Origin of the sequence: Granulicella sp. S190 (assembly GCF_009766095.1) — a bacterium.
Lineage (GTDB): Bacteria > Acidobacteriota > Terriglobia > Terriglobales > Acidobacteriaceae > Edaphobacter.
Window position 1 is genome coordinate 189,622 of sequence record NZ_LMUD01000002.1, and the last position, 17,966, is coordinate 207,587.

Sequence of the window (17,966 nt, forward strand, 5' to 3'; positions counted from 1 at the left end):
CAGCATACAAAGGAAAGGGCCGAACCATAGGATTCGGCCCTTTCCTTGCTTCAGACCTCAGAACTAGACAGCCCTTCTTCCGCTGACGAAGTTCATAATGATCGAGATCAATGCAAAAATCAGCAACAGATGAATCAGAAAGCTGCTGACATGAAGAACAAAGAATCCGCCCAGCCAAAGTAAAACCAAAACAACAGCCAGAATTAGAAACATGCAAAACCTTCTTTCTGTCTACAGATTGCGCGTATCGCGGATACCTACAGATATTAGGAGGTGTATTTGCACTGATACGTTGCTCTGCATGTGAAATATTGCTGTGATCGAGCTAGATCGCACCCCCGGCGATGGATGGGATGAGCATAATCTCGTCTCCGTCCTGGAAGGCATACGTCTCGCCACCGAGAAAGCGGATGTCCTCGTCGTTGACGTAGATGTTGATGAACCGGCGAAGCTTACCCTCCTCGTCCTTAATTTGGATCGACAGTGCAGGGAAGGTCTGGTCAATATCGGCGATGAGGCCCGGGAGATTAGCTGCCGCAGAGTTGAACTGCTTGCGGCCATCGGTGTGGCGGATGAAGGCTGTGGGTAGAGTAACTTTGATAGACATTAGAGGGCTCCTGCTGTGGCCAGTTCGGGTTCTGCGATATCGTCGAGCTCGCGAAGGTAGGCGTCGAAGTCTGCGAGACGCGGGCGGACAGCGCGCTCCGTCTGGTAGCGGCCACTGAGGGCGTCGGTGGTCTTGAGTCCGTTGCCGGTGATGCAGGTGACGGTGATCTCGTCGGGGGAGATGCGACCATCTGCATAGAGGCGCGCCGTAACAGCAGTAGTTACGCCACCTGCGGTCTCGGTAAAGATGCCTTCGGTCTCGGCCAGCTCCTGGATGCCGGAGACGATCTCGACGTCGGAGACATCCTCCGCCCAGCCCCCGGTGCTGCGGATCATCTTCGCGGCGGCGGGGCCGTCTGCCGGGTTGCCGATCGCGAGCGAGCGCGCAATGGTGTTAGGGCGCTGCGGCTCGATATAGTCAGTTCCCTCTTTGACAGCGACAGAGATCGGCGAGCATCCCGACGCCTGAGCGCCAAAGAACCGGACTGGCTTCTCTTCGACGAGACCGAGATAAACGAGTTCCTTGAAGGCCTTGCGGATCTTGCGGATGAGCGAGCCGCCGGCCATAGGAACGACAACGTTATCCGGTAGACGCCAACCAAGCTGTTCGGCGATCTCGTAGCCGACCGTCTTCGACCCCTCTGCATAGTATGGACGCAGGTTTACATTGACTAGACCCCACGCATATTCATCAGCTATCTGTGTGCAGAGCCGGTTGACGTGGTCGTAGTTCCCGTCTATCCGGATCAGGCGCGCGCCGTAGACCAGGGTATTGAGAATTTTGGCGGGCTCAAGATCTGCAGGGACAAGAATCGTGGCCTTGAGTCCGAGGCGCGCGGCCTGCGCCGCGACGGAGTTGGCGAGATTGCCGGTGGAAGAGCAACCGACGACGTCGAAGCCAAACTTCTGCGCATTCGCAAGGGCGACCGAAACGACGCGATCTTTGAAGCTGAGGGTCGGGAAACAAACAGCATCATTCTTAATGTAGAGATTGGTGGCGCCGATGCGCTTGCCCAAATTCTTCGCACGCACGAGCGGGGTAAAGCCCACAGGGAGGTCCGGCTGAAAGCCTTCAGGGATCGGCAGGAGAGCGGCGTAACGCCAGATATTGGCTGGCCCGGCTGCGATATTTTCCTTAGTGAAGATACCGCGGGCAGCTTCGAGGTCATAGGCGATTTCGAGTGGGGCGAGGCAATCCGGGCATGCAGACAGAGGTTGGTTGCCGAACCCCTTGCCACATTCGTTGCACTTCAGCTCATACCGGCTACAGGAATAGTTCATCGTGCTCTTTCCGAGGGGAAAGGTTCTGAACTCTCTACGCTTACTCTCTTGTGGGGTAGCCAAATATGGCCGGGAAGGTGAAATACGGGGTGCAGACCTGGATTTCGGACTGCCTGCTCCGAATCTCATGTTCCCTGTAGCCTAAAAGGCTCCCAGGAGAGAGTTGACACCGGTACGCGTTTATTCTGTCCGGTTGTCGTGGCGTCAAAGGGCTCGTCCCTCAACCACTCTGCATGAAATTCAAATCTGCCGAAGCAGACTGGAATACATCGTTTGTATCACAGCACGAACCTGGTCGCAACTTATGGGAAGTTTTGACGCGGAAATTGAATCGATGGCAATCAGGGGGAAATGTACTTAGCGATACTTACGCCGTCAACGCTGCCCTGTATCAATGCACCGGCTAAAGCAACGACGATGATAAGCGCCGACAAGCAAACCATTCCAGTACGGCAGCTTTAGCCTGCAATTGGATCAGGCAGTAGGTGAAACGATATCGCTTACACCTTGCGCGAAGGCTGCGGGGTCGAACTCTGTCCGAACGATCTCGTCAGGGCAGTCCGTGAGGATGGCCACTCGCCAGTTACAGACGAAGGCAACCAGCTGATGATGCTGCGTGGTCTTAATTTCGGAGCACATGTGTTCGGCTCGAGGGATTCCCTCTTCGCCTTCCACATCGATCAGAACAAGATCGTACTGGCGCCCCCAGAACATCGACAGTCCCTCGGTATGGTTCAGAGTGGAGTCGACGTGAAACCCTGAGAGGCGAAGAACTTGGTCGCGAAGTGGTCGGATCGTTTCGCGGGTGCAAATATGCAAGATAGATCGAGTACCGTTTATCGGGGTTTCCATATTTCTCTAACTTTCACCGGGACAAGGGGGCATCCCAAATTCCGCAGGAAACTACGGGGGATAAATACATTTTATCGAAGAATCGGGCCAATTTAGCCTAAAGATCGCCTTATCTGTCGAACTCCCGACGTACTCTGCTTCAGGCAGGGTCGTAGTTCAGGTATGGCCCTAGCCACCGCTCGACATCGGCTACACTCATGCCCTTGCGCTCGTGGTAGTCGGTAACCTGATCGCGGTCAATCTTACCCAGGCTGAAGTAGCGCGACTCTGGATGGGCGAAGTAGAGCCCGCTCACGCTGGAACCAGGCCACATCGCAAACGACTCCGTGATCCGCATTCCAGTGTTCGCCTCGACGTCAAGCAAGCGCCAGAGCAAGCCCTTCTCCGTATGATCCGGGCACGCCGGATAGCCCGCAGCCGGTCTGATGCCCCGGTATTTCTCCTGGATCAAGTCCGCAGGGCTCAAGTTCTCTTCGCAGCCATAACCCCACTCATCGCGCACGCGCTTGTGCAGGCACTCCGCGAAGGCCTCGGCGAGCCGGTCCGCGATGGCCTCAGCCATAATCGCGTTGTAGTCGTCATTATCTGCCCTGAACTGGTCGCAAAGCTCCTTCAGACCTACCCCGCTGGTCACCGCAAAGGCGCCAATATGATCGGGCAATCCTGTCTCCTTCGGCGCGATGAAGTCGGAGAGCGAGCGGCAGGGCTCGCTTCCCTCCCTGTTCGCCTGTTGGCGGAGGAAGTGGAATCGCTCCAGCACCTCTCCACGTGTGCCCCCGGTATAAAGCTCGACATCGTCGCCAACGGCATTGGCAGGAAAGAAGCCGTAAACCCCGCGTGCAGTGATCGAGTTCTGTTCAATCATCCGATCCAGAAGTGCATTCGCATCGGCAAAGATCTGGCGCGCCTGCTCCCCCTGCTGCTCGTGCTCGAGGATACGTGGATATACACCCTTCAGCCCCCATGCGTGGAAGAGCGGCGACCAGTCAATGTACTCTCGCAAAGTCGCCAGAGGAAAATTGTCCAGTACGCGGACTCCGCTGAACGCGGGAGTTGGCACATCTTCGGCGCGCCACTCGATCGGCGTGCGTCTGCTGCGAGCGGTCTCAAGGGGGACACCTTGCTGACGCGGCGCAGCGTGGGCCGTACGGAGTGCCTCGTACTCGGCGCGATACTGCTTCACAAACGCTGGCTTTGCGTCGTCACTAAGAAGGCTGGTCGTCACCGGTACTGCGCGGCTCGCGTCCAGAATGTGAACGACTGGCTCACTGTAATGCGGAGCAATCTTGACGGCGGTGTGTCTTCGGCTGGTCGTTGCTCCACCGATAAGCAGTGGCACTTTGAACCCCTGACGCTCCATCTCGCGGGCTACATGCACCATCTCATCGAGAGACGGCGTAATCAGGCCACTAAGACCAATCAGGTCTACCTTCTCGGTCTTGGCGCGATCGAGAATCTTTTCGGACGAGACCATCACCCCCATGTCGATGACCTCGTAGTTATTACACGCCAGAACCACGCCGACAATATTCTTCCCGATGTCGTGAACATCACCCTTCACCGTTGCCAGCAAAATCTTTCCCTGTGCCTTGACCACTTGGCCAGAGGCTTCCATGGCAGCCTTCTCGGCCTCCATGTACGGCGTCAGATGCGCTACGGCCTTCTTCATCACCCGGGCAGACTTCACCACCTGGGGTAGGAACATCTTGCCCGCGCCAAACAGATCGCCCACCACGCCCATGCCATCCATCAGCGGCCCTTCAATCACCAAAAGAGGCCGGCCCAGCTTCACCCGCGCCTCTTCAGCATCAAGCTCGATGTACGCATCGATTCCCTTGACCAGCGCGTGGGAGAGACGCTCTTCGACTGTGCCGTGGCGCCACTCTTCAGCCTTCTTCTCACTCACCACCACGCCGATGTGCTTCAGCGCCTCGCCATGCTCCACTAGACGCTCCGTAGCGTCCGGCCTCCGGTTGAGAAGAACATCCTCAACTAGCACCTTCAGCTCAGGGTCGATTTCCTCATACACCTCGAGCATCCCGGCGTTCACGATACCCATGTCCATACCCGCCGCTATCGCGTGGTAAAGAAACGCGGAGTGCATCGCCTCTCGAACTTTGTTATTACCGCGAAAACTGAACGAGATATTCGAGACTCCACCGCTGACCTTCGCGTGCGGCAGATTGGCCTTGATCCAGCGCGTGGCGTTAATGAAATCCACCGCGTAGTTGTTATGCTCCTCCATGCCGGTAGCCACGGTAAGGATGTTCGGGTCGAAGATGATGTCTTCAGGGGGGAAGCTGACCTCGTCCACAAGAATCCGATAGGCGCGTTCACAGATACGAATCTTCTCCTCGTACGTCGCAGCCTGCCCCTGCTCGTCGAAGGCCATCACCACCACCGCCGCTCCATACTTCAGCACCGTCGCGGCGTTCTGGCGAAACTTCTCTTCCCCTTCTTTCAGCGAGATCGAGTTCACGATGCCCTTGCCCTGCAGGCACTTCAGCCCCGCCTCGATGACCTCCCACTTCGAGGAGTCCACCATGAAGGGCACCTTGGCGACCTCAGGCTCGCTCGCCAGCAGTTGCAGGTAGCGAGTCATCGCTGCAACGCCGTCGATCATACCCTCGTCCATGCAGATGTCGATCACATTGGCGCCATTCTCGACCTGCTGCCGGGCTACGCTGACCGCCTCTTCGTACTTCCCCTCTTTGACAAGTCTCGCGAACTTAGGCGAACCGGCCACATTGGTTCGCTCGCCGATCATGATGTAGACGCCGGCCTGCTGGGTAAACGGCTGCGATCCTGAAAGACGAAGCGGCTTCGAGCTCACGGCCTCTGCTACGCTTGCAGTCGCGCTCAAGCTGCACTCTCGATCTGCCGGGACCACTCGCGCGGAGCATGGCCTTCGAGCGCTTTGGCAATCGCCGCAATGTGCTCGGGCGTGTTACCGCAGCACCCGCCAGCTATGTTGATCAGCCCACTCCTTGCAAAGTTTCCAAGATAGCGGGCCATATCCTCCGGACCGAGATCAAAACCCGTCTCCGATAGAGGGTTCGGCAGTCCAGCATTCGGGTAGCAAGAGATCGCCACATCCGCCTTCGCAGAAAGCTCATCAAGAAACGGATACATCAAGTCAGGACCAAGTGAACAGTTCAGTCCCACCGACAGTGGCTTCACGTGCGCCACCGCATTCCAAAAGGCCTCAGTCGTCTGAGCGGAGATCAACGTCTCACCCCCACGACCCACCGCCGCCGAGATCATCACCGGCAGCTCTTTACCATCCTGATCGAAGACCTCACGGATGGCGACCAGAGCAGCCTTGGCATTGAGCGAATCAAAAATCGTCTCGACCAGAAGCAGGTCCGACCCGCCTGCGATCAGCGCCCGCACCTGCTCCGCATAGGCTGTCTTCACCTGGTCGAAGGTAACCACACGAAAGCCGGCATCGTCCGCATCAGGTGAGTTCGAAAGAGATACCGTCAGCGGACCAATTGCGCCCGCCACAAATCGTTGGCGACCGGTCGCACTTCCCACACGATCGGCCCACTCCCGGCACTGTCTCGCAGACTGCTCGTTGATCTCCCACGCAAGATTGCTGAGCATCGAATCGTCGATGATCTTCTGGTAGAACTCCGGGTCCTTGCGCCCGCCATGTTCGCGCGGATCGTCCACAAAGAATTCACTCTGGGTAATGCTTGTCGCTCCAAAGGTATTGGTCTCGATAATGTCCGCCCCCGCCTCCAAAAATCGCCGATGAATATCGCAGATCATCTTCGGCTGGGTCAGAGAGAACAGATCTCCGTTATTCAGCAGGTCCTTCGTAGAGTCCTTGAACCTCTCCCCGCGGATGTCAGCTTCCTTCATGCCGTAGGTGCGGATCGTCGTCCCCATCGCTCCATCGATAATGGCGATTCGGCTCTCGATTATCTTTTCCAGGGGATGTTGGTTTGCGGTAGTCATTCTTATTCGATGTCCTTCACTCGGCGCGCGGTGCACACTCGCGTCCGTCGTAGTGCGGCGAGCCAGGAAGGCTTACCGGTCAATTTCCACGCTGAAACCTGAAGTTTGCTAGGCGAGCATCTCGGCTTCGTCCTTATCGGAGCGCACGGCGTCGGGAAGCATCGGGGTAGGAATCAATAGATCTTCCTTCCGCATAACCAGGCTCGTCGCGTTCAGGCTGGCAAGCTCAAATCCATGGCCGTGGGTGATGGCGTCGGTCGGGCAGGCCTCAACACAGTAACCGCAGAAGATGCAGCGGTTGTAGTCGATGTTATAGACCTTGGCATAACGCTCGGCTGAGGAGATGCGTACTTCTTCCGTATTCTCCGCAGCTTCGATGTAGATGCAGTTCGACGGACAGGCGGCAGCGCAGAGGAAGCAGGCGACACACTTCTCTAGCCCGTTTTCGTCGCGCTGAAGCTGGTGCTTGCCCCGAAAGCGCTCCTGAAACTTCGCGCCACGCATAGGACCTTTGCCGTCGGGATAGTTCTCGACTTCGGTCGGCTGGAAGACCTGCTTCAGTGTGATGCTCATACCCTTGGCAATGGCTGCGGCGTCTCGGACGATAGACATACCTTGAGTATACGACGGGGGCACGTTAGGCTGAAAGCCATGAAAAGAGCCGTCGCTTCTCTCTCGTTCCTGCTGGCCCTGTTTGTTATCGGGATCAACACCGCCGGGGCACAGGACGCCCCCGTAGGAACGTCAGCCGAACACGCTCACACCCCCGCTACGCCCTCGACCAGCCTGGTTCTGACCATCGAGGGTAAGCCGACGACCCTCTCCATTACAGACCTTTTGGCGATGACGCAGAAAACCGTCACGGTCCATAACGAACACACAAAGACGGATGAAACCTACACCGGCGTACTTCTGGGCGATCTGTTGGCAAAGTACGGACTGCCCGTAGACAAAACCACCCACCGCAAGATGCTCCGCAGCTATCTCATAGCCGAGGGCGTAGATAAGTACTGGGTGCTCTACTCGGTCACCGAGGTGGAAGACTCAGAACACAACGGCTCCGTGATCGTTGCCACAGGCATGGGCGGCAAGCCTCTGGGAGAAGATGGCCAGTTCAAGCTCATCGACAGTGAAGACAAAAAGCCGCAGCGGTGGGTAAGAAATCTAAGTGCGCTTACGGTGATAACCGTAGAGTAACCAGTCTCAATGAGTTGCTGAATGAATCACGGCCCAGGTCGAGATGACACTTGCCGCGGTCGTCAGCCCCCCGTACTTGGCATAGATCTGTGCAGCTGCGTCACCTGCCTGTTTGATGCTATTGGTTGGGTTGGGAATCTGTGGGTCGGACGCGTTGCGAATGGCATACCAGGAGAGATTCGGAATCCCCTGCAGCGCATTGGCAACCATGGCATCGCCCATATCACAGGCTTGGCCAAGGCCCTGCAGCTTATAGAAGTTCGTAGAGTCGTCGAAGGCGAAGAAATCGGTTGTGACAATGGCATCGCTCTTCGAACTCCAGATCTTTGGAGTGGCTCTGGCATTTGGGATACGCGAGGCGTTCGGCTGAGTAAGTGCAGGCGTAATGGCCGCAAGAGCACCGGCAGGCAGCTTCGACGGTGAGAACACCGCATCGTGCCACGGCTCGTTCTTGAATTGCGTGCGGCAATCGAAGCGCACTGTCCCGGCAATCACGACGTCACCGAGTAACACATCGGAGCCGATGCCTCCACCGGTGCCGGTGGTGATGAAGAGCTTGGGACGGACCGCCTCTGCGATCTCGGTCATCAGTTTTTTCACCGGCGTCGCCGGACCATCGTAGTCCAGATGAAGGCCGCTCTTAACCAGGAGCACCTTTGCCTTTCCGATCTGGCAGGGAAAGTAGAGAGCAAGGGTATGAAAGTAGCGCGCCATATCCGGCGTGTTGTCGTTGAACGGAGCTACATTGCCGGTCACCAGGGGAATGTACTGCGCGACATTATGCCGGTACAGAAACCACGTGCTGGTCGGGTTGGCCGGAGTGAAGAGAGAAGCCAGCGCAGCCGCCTCCGCTGAAGTCCAGGTGACAACAACGGCGTCATAGCCCGCGAAACGTGAGAGATCGTCAGTGTCGACGGGTGGGGGAGTAAGCGTGATCGGCGTAGGAGCCGTTCCCACTGGCCATGGAATAGCATGGGGAAGCTGAGCAGCAGGTGCCAGGAATGCGGCTTCCAGGCCAGCATTGCGAAATCGCTGCTGCGGTTGAGATGGATCGTAGTTGAGTCTTACATCTGCGAAGCTAAGATTAGCTGACATAAGGTCGCCCTCACTCTCCGATGGTGATCGGAAACCACTCACCGTTACAAGCCACGGAGATTCAAAGATCATTCAATCCCCAACTTCTTCCAAAGCGCATCGACCTTCGCCTTCACCGCAGCATCCATCGCCAGCATCGGCGGCCAAGGACGTGTGAAGCCCTCCGCAGCCCATTTGCGCGTCGCATCGATGCCCATCTTGCTGCCAAAGTTAGGCAATCGGCTCGCGTGATCCAGCGAATCGACCGGACCCAGGGTGAACTGAATGTCGCGCTCAGGATCAATATTGTTTGCAGTGCGGAGAGTCACCTCGGCAAGATCCTGTACATCGCAATCTTCGTCGACAACGATGATGCACTTGGTGAACATCGCCTGCCCCATCGCCCAGATACCGTTCATGATCTTCCTGGCATGTCCGGCGTAAGACTTCTTGATCGAGACAATCATCAGGTTGTGGAAAACGCCCTCTACAGGCAGATTGACGTCGACAATCTCCGGCAGAGTAAGCTGCATCAGCGGCAGAAAAATGCGCTCGACGGCCTTGCCCATCCAGGCATCTTCCATAGGCGGCTTGCCTACGATCGTGGCCGCATAGATTGGATCTTTGCGATGCGTGATGCACGTGACGTGGAAGACGGGATAGTCGTCCTGCATCGTATAGAAGCCTGTGTGATCACCGAAAGGGCCTTCGGTACGTAACTCGCCGAGTTGCACATAGCCCTCGAGAATGTACTCCGCGTTGGCCGGAACTTCCAGGTCCACCGTCTCTGCTTTAACCAGCTCAAGCGGCTTCTGACGCAGGAAGCCCGAGATCAGGTACTCCTCGACATCCGGTGGCGCGGGAACGATAGCACTAAACGTCGTGGCAGGGTCCGTACCTATGGCAACCGCGACCTCCATCCTGTCTTCGCGAATCTTCGTGAGAGTCGTTGCGTGAAGAGTTTCGAGCGAGCTGGCCGCAGCAGTGCCTCCCGCAGTCAAAGCCATCAGATCCACACGCGCAGCCGAGTCCGGCGAAGCCTCGCGCAAACGCTCGCGCATATGCTCCGCGGCTACCTTCTGACGCTGCCAATGCATGCCGGTGGTCTTGCCGTCGTAAACCTGCATGCGGTACATACCGACATTCCGCTTGCCGGAGTTGGGATCGCGCGTAATGACACAGGGAAGCGTAATAAACGGTCCACCATCCTGTGGCCACGTCTTGAGAACAGGCAGTTCGAGCAGGTTGATGTCTTCGCCACGGTGAATGACCTGCTTACACGGTGCGTCCTTAGCAGAGATTACCTTTGGGAAAAAGCTACCCACCTCCGCAAGCATCGGCAGCATTTTGACCTTGTCCATGAAGCTCGTCGGCGTCTGTGGCTTTAGCAGCGTGCGGATGCGATCGGCGATCGCGTCGAGCGAATCCGTCTCGAGCGCGAGCTTCATCCGTCGCTCGCTGCCGAACTGATTCATCAGCACGCGCGCGCTGGGGTATCCCTTCACGTTCTCGAAGAGGAGCGCAGGGCCGCCGGCCTTGGCTGTGCCTCGACCGAGCTTCGCGGTACGGTCGGCTATCTCTGCCATCTCGAGATCAGGAGACACCTCGGTCGTGATGCGCTTCAGCTCTCCAGCTCGTTCAAGCTGCTTAATCCATTCGCGTAGATCGTTATAGGCCAATTCCCTCTCCTGCTGCAGTCGCTTCCCTGCTGCTCTATGGTAACGGGTTCGCAAAGATAGAGTTCACTCCGAGAATCGCCTCGTGAAACTTGGCAAAGAATTCTCAACCGATTCTGAGCAGGATCGAATCAACAATGCGAAGACCCCAATTTGTTCGGGAACATCCAGGCGTACAAGGTGTCTAACAGAGTACGGCCGCATTCCTCGCTGGAGGCGCACCTAAGATCCGAACGCTGGAGGGTGCTTCTATGTTTGAGGACAGTCTTGTGGAGTCACGTGTTGCTGAAATCTCTCTAAGCAAGCGATGGACGGCTGTCGCTTCGATCAGCCTGCAGTTTGCGATCGCCGGCCTGGTGATCGCCATTCCGTTGCTGCACCCGGAGGCGCTCCCGTTTCACATCGACGCGCCGAAGCTGCTGCTGCCATTACCGCCAAAACCTCCCGCGCCACCGATACGCATGCAGCGAGTCGCGGAGAACACCTCAGGCTTTGCCTCTCCCGCGCCGCCTCGCGCGGCCATCATCTCCACCTTGTTGCCGGGCCACCAGATAGCCACTGGCGAACAGCCTTCCCTGCTCTCGCCAGGCAGCGGAATGGGACTCCACGATAACTTCCCGAGTGGACTTATCGGAACGGGAGGGCCCACTCCCAGCGTCTCCGTCGGTTCAGTCGGATCCACCCACTCAACAATTAAGATCTCTACGGGCGTATCTCAGGGGTTGTTGATGGCACCGATTCAACCCGTCTACCCATCGATTGCCAGAGCCGCTCACGTGGAGGGAACGGTCGTGGTCGAGGCGGTCATCTCCCGAATGGGCACGATCGAAAGCCTTCATGTTCTCAGCGGGCCGGTGATGCTGCAGAACGCCGCCATCGACGCAATACGCCGCGCGAGATACAGACCCTATCAGTTGAACGGAGAGCCGACCGAGGTACAGACCACGATCACTGTGAACTTCCGAATGGGCAGCTAGGTCCTGAGTAGAACCCAGGCCAGTCAAACTACATGGAGGGGACGGCAGACTGTGAGCTCGTCGGAAGGATCTGCTGAACCACGTCCGAGCCTGGAGTCTCAGTAACGTAATCGACCAACGGATAGCCTGCTTCCTTCCAGCCATCAAACCCGCCGCGAAGAGGGCGAACTCGGTAGACACCCATCTTGTGCAGTTGCAGAGCAAGATGGGCACTCGTCTCCTCGCTGGGGCAGGTGCAGTAAAGAATGACATCGCGATCGCGTGGAATAATCTCACTGTGAGCCCTGAGCTCGTTCGGGCCAATGCGAAGCGCTCCCGGAAGAACGCGCGGATCGGGGAGATAGTCCAGCGGGTGTCGCAAATCGACAATAAACGGAGGCGTAAGCCCCGAAGCCGTCGCTTGATCCAACATCTCCTTCAACTCTGCGGGCTCAAGGCGCAGTTCGCGAACTTGCTGGAGAAACTTGCGCTGCTTCCAGATCCGATGAACAAGGAAGCCCAAAACCATCAGGACGAAAATGAAGAAAGCAAAGTGGCCCAGCCAGTGGAAGAACGGCGCACTCTTTTTGGCGAGATCTCCAAAGAATCTTCCGGCGAGAATGAACGTCTCACCCCAGATGAGAGAACCGGCGAGATCCCACATCAGGAACTTCCCATAAGGCATTCCCGTCTGGCCTGCAATGGGCGCGGCAACAGTACTCAGACCGGGGACAAACTTCGCAAAGAGCAGTGTGACCGGCCCGCGCCGGGTGAAGTAGTTCTCCGTCTTGCTGACGCAGGTCGAAGCTTCAAAGGACAAGCGGCATAGCAGCTTCAACACGCTGTTGCCATAGCGACGGCCCAGCGAGAACCAGACAGTATCTGCGATGAGACAAGCGGCAAGTACCGCCAGCACCACGTAAGTGTGGCTCACCCGATGAGTCGCTGAGAGTGTTCCCGCTGTAAGCAGAACGGGGATGCTTGGAATGGGGATCCCAACCTGCTCCACGAGCACCCAAAGGAAGATGATCAGGTACGCGTAATGGACGAAAAATGCGAGCGCGATCGGCATAAGTTTACTCAGTTCTGATGATCAGGGCGGCCAGTTGGATGCGAACTCCCTGCCTTAAACATACACAGCCCGGAAGCTTCGCGCGACCGGGCTGTTCCCTGCAATATTGAAAAATTAAAGCAGAGCGCATGCCCGGCTATTTGTCGAGGATCAAAGGCATTTCGACCAGGTGTTGGCCGATAAACCACGACTGCAGTTCGTTCGGGCGAAGGATATCGCTGATTACCAGGTCGTTCGTACCCTGATCTCCAGCCTTATCGGCCGCCTCCGAGATATCGAGGCAGCTTTGAATAATGACCTTATGCGCCTCCAACAGCCTGGAGATCTGCACCGGAACCTCTTCCCTGCCACGCGGAGGCCGCTGAATGCGAGTGACCTCGGCCACGTCTCCGCCCATCGCGATGGTGACGCCACCCAAAAGCTGTACGCGCTCTGCAATCGTATCGACCATCTCAACCTGCTCCTCGAAGTGTTTATCGAACAGGAGGTGGAGTTGGTAGAAGGTCGGCCCCGAAACCTGCCAGTGGTGCTTCTTGTACATGTCCCGCAGGGCAATCGAATCAGCCAGAAGCTGATTAAGTTGCGCGACCATCTCGGACCGCACCTTTGCGCTCAACGGGTGAGGCATATCATCCACCACGGAGCCGTACTTCTGAATCTCCTTTGCTTGGGCATGCCAGAGCGGTGCCACGCTTATACCTGTCTTCTTAATTGCAACTGCCATCGTTCACCTCGAAAAAAAATCTGCTTTCCACCTCAGATGCTACAGGTGGGTCGTCGGTTTCCCGGATTATTTAACCGTGACATCCGGTGTAACCGACATGCCGGGGCGCAAAGCGTAGTCTCCATTCTCCTGTTGCAGATTCTCGAAGTCGACGCGAACAGGAATCCGTTGCACGACCTTGACATAGTTTCCGGTAGCGTTCTCAGGCGGAAACAATGACAGCCGCGAGCCGGTCGCGCCTCCAATCTGAGTCACCTTCCCATGGAACTTCCGTCCGCCAAGTGCATCCACTTTGAGCGTGACCTCCTGGCCCGGCTTCATCTTCGAGAGCTGTGTCTCTTTGAAGTTCGCAGTGACCCAAAGATTGGTCAGCGGAATGATCGTCAGAACATCCTGCCCGATGCTGAGATTCGCACCCACCTGAACGTTCTTTTTGTTGACGATACCGGTTGTAGGAGCGGTAATGTGGGTGTAGCTCAGGTTCAGCATCGCCTGATCGACCTTGGCCTGCGCCTGTTTGACGTCGGCAAGAGCGGAGTTCGCCTTCGCCTGCTGAACCCTCACCTGATCCGGGCCGGTCTTGATCGACTGTGCCGCCTGGAAGCGCGACTGCGCCAGCTTCTGGATCGCCTGGGTCACAGCGGCCTGTTGGCCGATCACAGTAGCTTCAGCCTCCAGCACAGACGCCTGGTTCGCTGCATCCGTAGCAACCGCAGCATCGTACTGCTGCTTGGAGATCACGTCCTTCTCGACCAGTGGCGTGTAGCGCTCTACGTCGAGACGCGACTTGACCGCATTGGCCTTCGCGGCAACAACGCGCGCCTCGGCTGCCTGTGCCTGTTTACGCGCCTGCTCCACCGTAGCGGAAGTTCCGGTGACGTCGGATCCCGTCGTGCTAACAGTGGTGTTCACGTTGATGCTGGTAATCGGCACATTTACCGTCGCCTGAATAGCTGCAGCCTGCGAGCTGGCAAGATTTGCCTGCGCCTGTTCCAGCGCAACCTGATAATCCCGAGGATCGATCTCAGCGATCGGATCGCCGATGTTGATCTTCTGATTATCCTCAACATAAACCTTGATTACCTGGCCGGTCACACGCGCGCTTACCTGGTACAGATCGCCGTCCACCTGTGCGTCGTCCGTGTCTTCACTAAACGTAGAACGCCAGTAGAAGATCCCTGCACCAATAACAAGGAGAATGATGACCGCGATGACGATAAACTTGCGGCCGGACTTCTTCTCCGGAGCTTCCTCTTCTTCCTGCTTGTGCGAGTCGTCCGGACGCTGCTTTTCTTCGTTATTCTGCTTGATCTGAACTGTGCCGGTGATCTGCGCGGTCTGGCCTTCCTGCTGCTGATCTGATTGGTCTGCCAAGGTTACTTTCCTCCGAGATAATCTTTGTAGTTAGTCTGAGCGACACCCAGGGCACGCGCCAGGGCAAGCTTGGCGATATTGTGCTGATAGAGCGCGCTGATGTATTGATCGTTCGCCTGCTCGGTCTGCGATTGCGCCTGAGAGACCGGAAGGTTATCCGAGACGCCGGCGTGAAAACGTTGCTGCGCTTCGCTGAGAGCCTCGTTGGCAAGATCCACATTCGAGTGCGTGGACTCCACTAACTTTGCCGCCGACTGAATATCCAGCAGGCTGTCGCGAACATCCTGATTCACCTGCTGCACCTGATCTGAAAGCTTCGCCCGCGCCTGCTCATACTGCGCGTCGGCGACCTGCTCCTGCCCCCTGGTCTTCGCAATCTGGAGAATCGGAGCGCTTAGTTCTCCCGTCGCGGAGAACGTTCCGTGCGAATGGCTGGGGGTGGTCCCAATATCCCCATAATCTCCGGAAAAGCTGGCGACGGGAAGTTGATAAGCCCAGGCCGACGTCTTCTCGTCACTGGCGCTCTTCACCTGTTCCGCATACGCCTTCAGGTCCTTGCGAGTCTTGAGCGCCTGCTGAAACGCAACCTGCGGATCGACATTGTCCAGCGCCTGGAACGGAGCAAGATCAGTCAAACGGAACGCCTGATCAAGGGGAAGGCCAATCGTCCGTGCCAGCGCAAGCTTATCTTTTTCCAGGCTGTTCTTCGCCGAGATCAGCGTCTGTTCCTCATTCTGGTAGTCCACCTGTGCGCGCAGCACGTCAAGCTTGGGGCTGGTACCCGCATCGTGCGCTGCACTAGCCTGGTCGAGTGAAACCTTTGACGTAGCCAGTTCCGCGGTAACCGCCTCAATACGAGCCGCGTCCGCGATGCACAGCAGATAGGCGTTTCCAACCGTCAGCGTCACCAGGTCACGCGCATCCTCCGCGGTCAGACGAGCGCCCTCAAAGTTATGCTTCGCCGCCAGGAAATTCTTCAAAGCGGAGACGTTCACCAGGTTCTGGGTCAGAAAAGCCCGGAAATCCACCGTCTGAAATGGTCCGATGATAGGGGCTAGGCCCGGAAACTTCAGGCCGTATGCCGCCAGATTGATCTGCTGCACCTGAATATTCGCCGACGCCGTCACGGTGGGGAGAAGCGGCTGCAACTCCTCAAGCCGCTGACCGCTGGCATTCTTGAGCGATGAGGTCTGCAGAATCAAACCAAGGTTCTGGCGCAGTCCCCGCTGAATAGCGTCCTCAAGAGAGAGATCGAGAACCCCTTCCGTGGCTTTACCCGTGACCACGCTGCCCTTGAATGAGTCCTGCGTCGGCTGCGCCCCATTCTGGCCGGAGGCGGTATAGAGATTCTGTTGGGCACCCGCGACAGCGGAGCTGCTTGTGCCTGTGCTTGGTCCGCTGGCGGGCGTTTGTGCCGCCGAGCTGCCCGGCCCCTGGGCATAAGACGATCCACAGGCCAAAAACAGGCAAAACCCCAGATGACAAACCGACGCCATGGCAGCGCCCGCTGTTTTGCTTTTACTCATATGGTTGATCGTAACCTGCATCTTGATTAGATTCATGGGCTGATTTATGGGAAATGCTGTGAGCACAACGGGAACCTATCCGTTTGTCACACTTTTGTAACCAGAGCTTCTGATGCAGTGGGCTATCGAAAATCTTCAAAAGATGCTTTCGGTACACTCTCATCAAACTCTTTTACTCAGGGATCATATAAATGCTTCTAGGGATTGACGTTGGAACCGGGGGCACCCGGGCCGTGCTGGTGGACCACTCTGGGCAGGTAAAAGCCTCTTTTGCCAGCGAACACGCCGGAATTCACTCCGAGCACATCGGCTGGGCCGAACAGGACCCCGAAGACTGGTGGCGGGCCGCCCGCGAAGCGATAGCAGGTGCCATGGCCGCCGCCGGACCGGGCGAAATTCAGGTCGAAGCCGTGGGGTTAACTGGCCAGATGCATGGCTGCGTCATGCTCGACGCCGAGGGGCAGGTGCTGCGGCCCGCATTGATCTGGTGCGACCAGAGAACCCAGCCCCAGTGCGACTGGTTGACCGACAAAATCGGCTTCGAGCGCCTCATCGAGCTGACCTGCAATCCGGCGCTGCCAAACTTTACCCTTACCAAGCTGCTCTGGGTGCGCGAGCATCAGCCACAGATCTTCGCCCGGATAGCCCATGTGCTCTGCCCAAAAGACTACGTCCGCCACCGCATGACGGGCGAGTTTGCCATGGATATGCAGGAGGCCAGCGGAACCCTCCTGCTGGATGTAACGAACCGGCGCTGGTCTGCTGAGATGGCTGAGGCCGCCGGGATACCCATGCACTGGCTGCCGAGGCTCTTTGAAGGGCCGGAGATCTGTGCCCGCATCAACGCCACAGGAGCTCAAGCCACCGGCCTGGCCGAAGGCACACCGGTGGCAGCCGGAGCGGGTGATCAGGGCGCCGGAGCGGTGGGCATGGGCATTCTCGCCCCGGGATCGGTGTCGGCGACAATCGGAACCAGCGGCGTGGTCTTTGCCGCAACCGACTCTCCCGTAAAAGACCGCCTGGGAAGGCTGCACACCTTCTGTCACGCGGCTCCCGGACGCTGGCATGTGATGGGTGTCACCAACGGCGCCGGCCTGAGCCTGCGCTACTTCCGCGACACCTTCGCACCCGACAGCAGCTATGACGCTCTGACCGCTCGCGCCGCAGAGATCCCGGCAGGATCAGACGGCCTCATGTGGGCACCCTATCTGTTCGGCGAGCGTACCCCTCACCTCGACCCGAACGCTCGCGCGGCCTTCGTCGGCATCACGGCCTCGCACACCCAGGGACACTTTGTCCGAGCCGTGCTCGAGGGCGTCGCCTTCAGCCTGCGAGACACCTTTACCCTGTTCGAGGAGCTCGGAGTTCCCGTCAAGGCAATCCGGCTGGGCGGTGGCGGAGCCCGTGGACCCTTATGGCGGCAGATTCAGGCAGACGTCTACGGCCATTCGGTAGATCTTCTGGCTGCCGAGGAAGGCGGTGCCTTCGGTGCGGCGCTGCTCGCCGGAACCGGCATCGGAGTATGGAAGAGCGTCGAAGCGGCATGTGCGGCGACAGTTCGTGTGGCGGAGACGATCCCGCCCATCGACGTTCCTGTAATGAATGAGGCTTATAAACAATATCGCCGGATCTATCCGGCATTGCATGAAATTACGAGGAGCTAAG

16 protein-coding genes and 1 riboswitch are annotated in these 17,966 nt (G+C 57.6%); of the genes, 3 read left to right on the plus strand and 13 right to left on the minus strand.

The features are described 5' to 3' along the window. Positions 1 to 63 precede the first annotated feature (63 nt). From GSQ94_RS00725 to nuoI, 7 genes are all read right to left on the minus strand, one after another. Positions 64 to 213, minus strand: a complete 150-nt coding sequence (locus GSQ94_RS00725; protein WP_158941405.1) for a lmo0937 family membrane protein — start codon at positions 211 to 213, stop codon at positions 64 to 66. Between the two features lie 112 nt (positions 214 to 325). Then, positions 326 to 607: a MoaD/ThiS family protein gene (locus GSQ94_RS00730; RefSeq protein ID WP_158941406.1), complete on the minus strand. Its 282-nt coding sequence runs from the start codon at positions 605 to 607 to the stop codon at positions 326 to 328. After that, positions 607 to 1,887 (minus strand): threonine synthase, encoded by a 1,281-nt coding sequence (gene thrC, locus GSQ94_RS00735; protein WP_158941407.1) that lies wholly within the window; start codon positions 1,885 to 1,887, stop codon positions 607 to 609. Before thrC ends, GSQ94_RS00730 begins: the two co-directional genes overlap by 1 nt. 122 nt (positions 1,888 to 2,009) lie before the next feature. After that, positions 2,010 to 2,127: riboswitch (SAM riboswitch) on the minus strand. Between the two features lie 234 nt (positions 2,128 to 2,361). Then, positions 2,362 to 2,739, minus strand: coding sequence for a hypothetical protein (locus tag GSQ94_RS00740; protein WP_158941408.1), 378 nt, complete (start codon positions 2,737 to 2,739; stop codon positions 2,362 to 2,364). A 139-nt stretch (positions 2,740 to 2,878) separates the two neighbouring features. Further along, positions 2,879 to 5,602 (minus strand): methionine synthase, encoded by a 2,724-nt coding sequence (gene metH / locus GSQ94_RS00745; RefSeq protein ID WP_158941409.1) that lies wholly within the window; start codon positions 5,600 to 5,602, stop codon positions 2,879 to 2,881. Continuing rightward, complete coding sequence (locus GSQ94_RS00750) at positions 5,599 to 6,702, minus strand: homocysteine S-methyltransferase family protein (protein WP_158941410.1); 1,104 nt, start codon at positions 6,700 to 6,702, stop codon at positions 5,599 to 5,601. Before GSQ94_RS00750 ends, metH begins: the two co-directional genes overlap by 4 nt. A 108-nt stretch (positions 6,703 to 6,810) precedes the next feature. After that, complete coding sequence (gene nuoI, locus GSQ94_RS00755) at positions 6,811 to 7,314, minus strand: NADH-quinone oxidoreductase subunit NuoI (RefSeq protein WP_158941411.1); 504 nt, start codon at positions 7,312 to 7,314, stop codon at positions 6,811 to 6,813. Positions 7,315 to 7,353: 39 nt separating this feature from the next. On the opposite strand from nuoI, the gene GSQ94_RS00760 reads away from it, so the two are divergent. Further along, a complete protein-coding gene (locus tag GSQ94_RS00760; protein ID WP_158941412.1) occupies positions 7,354 to 7,899 on the plus strand; it encodes a molybdopterin-dependent oxidoreductase in 546 nt (181 codons plus the stop codon). 6 nt (positions 7,900 to 7,905) lie between these two features. On the opposite strand, the gene GSQ94_RS00765 is transcribed toward GSQ94_RS00760, so the two are convergent. Further along, positions 7,906 to 8,994 carry a hypothetical protein gene (locus GSQ94_RS00765; RefSeq protein ID WP_158941413.1) on the minus strand — a complete coding sequence of 363 codons (1,089 nt, stop codon included), beginning with the start codon at positions 8,992 to 8,994 and terminating at the stop codon, positions 7,906 to 7,908. A 68-nt stretch (positions 8,995 to 9,062) separates the two neighbouring features. Further along, positions 9,063 to 10,652 (minus strand): UbiD family decarboxylase, encoded by a 1,590-nt coding sequence (locus GSQ94_RS00770; RefSeq protein ID WP_158941414.1) that lies wholly within the window; start codon positions 10,650 to 10,652, stop codon positions 9,063 to 9,065. A 248-nt stretch (positions 10,653 to 10,900) separates the two neighbouring features. On the opposite strand from GSQ94_RS00770, the gene GSQ94_RS00775 reads away from it, so the two are divergent. After that, positions 10,901 to 11,626 carry an energy transducer TonB gene (locus tag GSQ94_RS00775; protein ID WP_158941415.1) on the plus strand — a complete coding sequence of 242 codons (726 nt, stop codon included), beginning with the start codon at positions 10,901 to 10,903 and terminating at the stop codon, positions 11,624 to 11,626. A gap of 28 nt (positions 11,627 to 11,654) precedes the next feature. On the opposite strand, the gene GSQ94_RS00780 is transcribed toward GSQ94_RS00775, so the two are convergent. The 4 genes from GSQ94_RS00780 to GSQ94_RS00795 form a co-directional block, all read right to left on the minus strand. Beyond that, on the minus strand, positions 11,655 to 12,677 hold the full coding sequence (locus GSQ94_RS00780) for a VTT domain-containing protein (RefSeq protein ID WP_158941416.1): 1,023 nt from the start codon (positions 12,675 to 12,677) through the stop codon (positions 11,655 to 11,657). A gap of 136 nt (positions 12,678 to 12,813) precedes the next feature. Continuing rightward, the gene (locus GSQ94_RS00785) at positions 12,814 to 13,401 is read right to left on the minus strand and encodes a Dps family protein (protein ID WP_158941417.1); all 588 of its coding nucleotides are present in this window, start codon (positions 13,399 to 13,401) and stop codon (positions 12,814 to 12,816) included. 66 nt (positions 13,402 to 13,467) lie between these two features. Next, entirely contained in the window at positions 13,468 to 14,775 is a 1,308-nt protein-coding gene (locus GSQ94_RS00790) for an HlyD family secretion protein (protein WP_158941418.1), read from the minus strand. Between the two features lie 2 nt (positions 14,776 to 14,777). Then, positions 14,778 to 16,337, minus strand: coding sequence for a TolC family protein (locus GSQ94_RS00795; RefSeq protein WP_254063497.1), 1,560 nt, complete (start codon positions 16,335 to 16,337; stop codon positions 14,778 to 14,780). A gap of 155 nt (positions 16,338 to 16,492) precedes the next feature. Between GSQ94_RS00795 and xylB the strand changes: the two genes are divergently transcribed. Then, positions 16,493 to 17,965 carry a xylulokinase gene (gene xylB, locus GSQ94_RS00800; protein ID WP_158941419.1) on the plus strand — a complete coding sequence of 491 codons (1,473 nt, stop codon included), beginning with the start codon at positions 16,493 to 16,495 and terminating at the stop codon, positions 17,963 to 17,965. Position 17,966 lies beyond the last annotated feature (1 nt).

Excerpts from the sequence above, each read along its gene's own strand:
- GSQ94_RS00730 (WP_158941406.1), bottom strand. The coding sequence starts at position 607 with ATGTCTATCAAAGTTACTCTACCCACAGCCTTCATCCGCCACACCGAT.
- nuoI (WP_158941411.1), bottom strand. The coding sequence starts at position 7,314 with ATGTCTATCGTCCGAGACGCCGCAGCCATTGCCAAGGGTATGAGCATC.
- GSQ94_RS00785 (WP_158941417.1), bottom strand. The coding sequence starts at position 13,401 with ATGGCAGTTGCAATTAAGAAGACAGGTATAAGCGTGGCACCGCTCTGG.
- GSQ94_RS00760 (WP_158941412.1), top strand. The coding sequence starts at position 7,354 with ATGAAAAGAGCCGTCGCTTCTCTCTCGTTCCTGCTGGCCCTGTTTGTT.
- thrC (WP_158941407.1), bottom strand. The coding sequence starts at position 1,887 with ATGAACTATTCCTGTAGCCGGTATGAGCTGAAGTGCAACGAATGTGGC.
- GSQ94_RS00765 (WP_158941413.1), bottom strand. The coding sequence starts at position 8,994 with ATGTCAGCTAATCTTAGCTTCGCAGATGTAAGACTCAACTACGATCCA.
- GSQ94_RS00750 (WP_158941410.1), bottom strand. The coding sequence starts at position 6,702 with ATGACTACCGCAAACCAACATCCCCTGGAAAAGATAATCGAGAGCCGA.
- xylB (WP_158941419.1), top strand. The coding sequence starts at position 16,493 with ATGCTTCTAGGGATTGACGTTGGAACCGGGGGCACCCGGGCCGTGCTG.
- GSQ94_RS00775 (WP_158941415.1), top strand. The coding sequence starts at position 10,901 with ATGTTTGAGGACAGTCTTGTGGAGTCACGTGTTGCTGAAATCTCTCTA.
- GSQ94_RS00780 (WP_158941416.1), bottom strand. The coding sequence starts at position 12,677 with ATGCCGATCGCGCTCGCATTTTTCGTCCATTACGCGTACCTGATCATC.
- GSQ94_RS00725 (WP_158941405.1), bottom strand. The coding sequence starts at position 213 with ATGTTTCTAATTCTGGCTGTTGTTTTGGTTTTACTTTGGCTGGGCGGA.
- GSQ94_RS00795 (WP_254063497.1), bottom strand. The coding sequence starts at position 16,337 with ATGAATCTAATCAAGATGCAGGTTACGATCAACCATATGAGTAAAAGC.
- GSQ94_RS00740 (WP_158941408.1), bottom strand. The coding sequence starts at position 2,739 with ATGGAAACCCCGATAAACGGTACTCGATCTATCTTGCATATTTGCACC.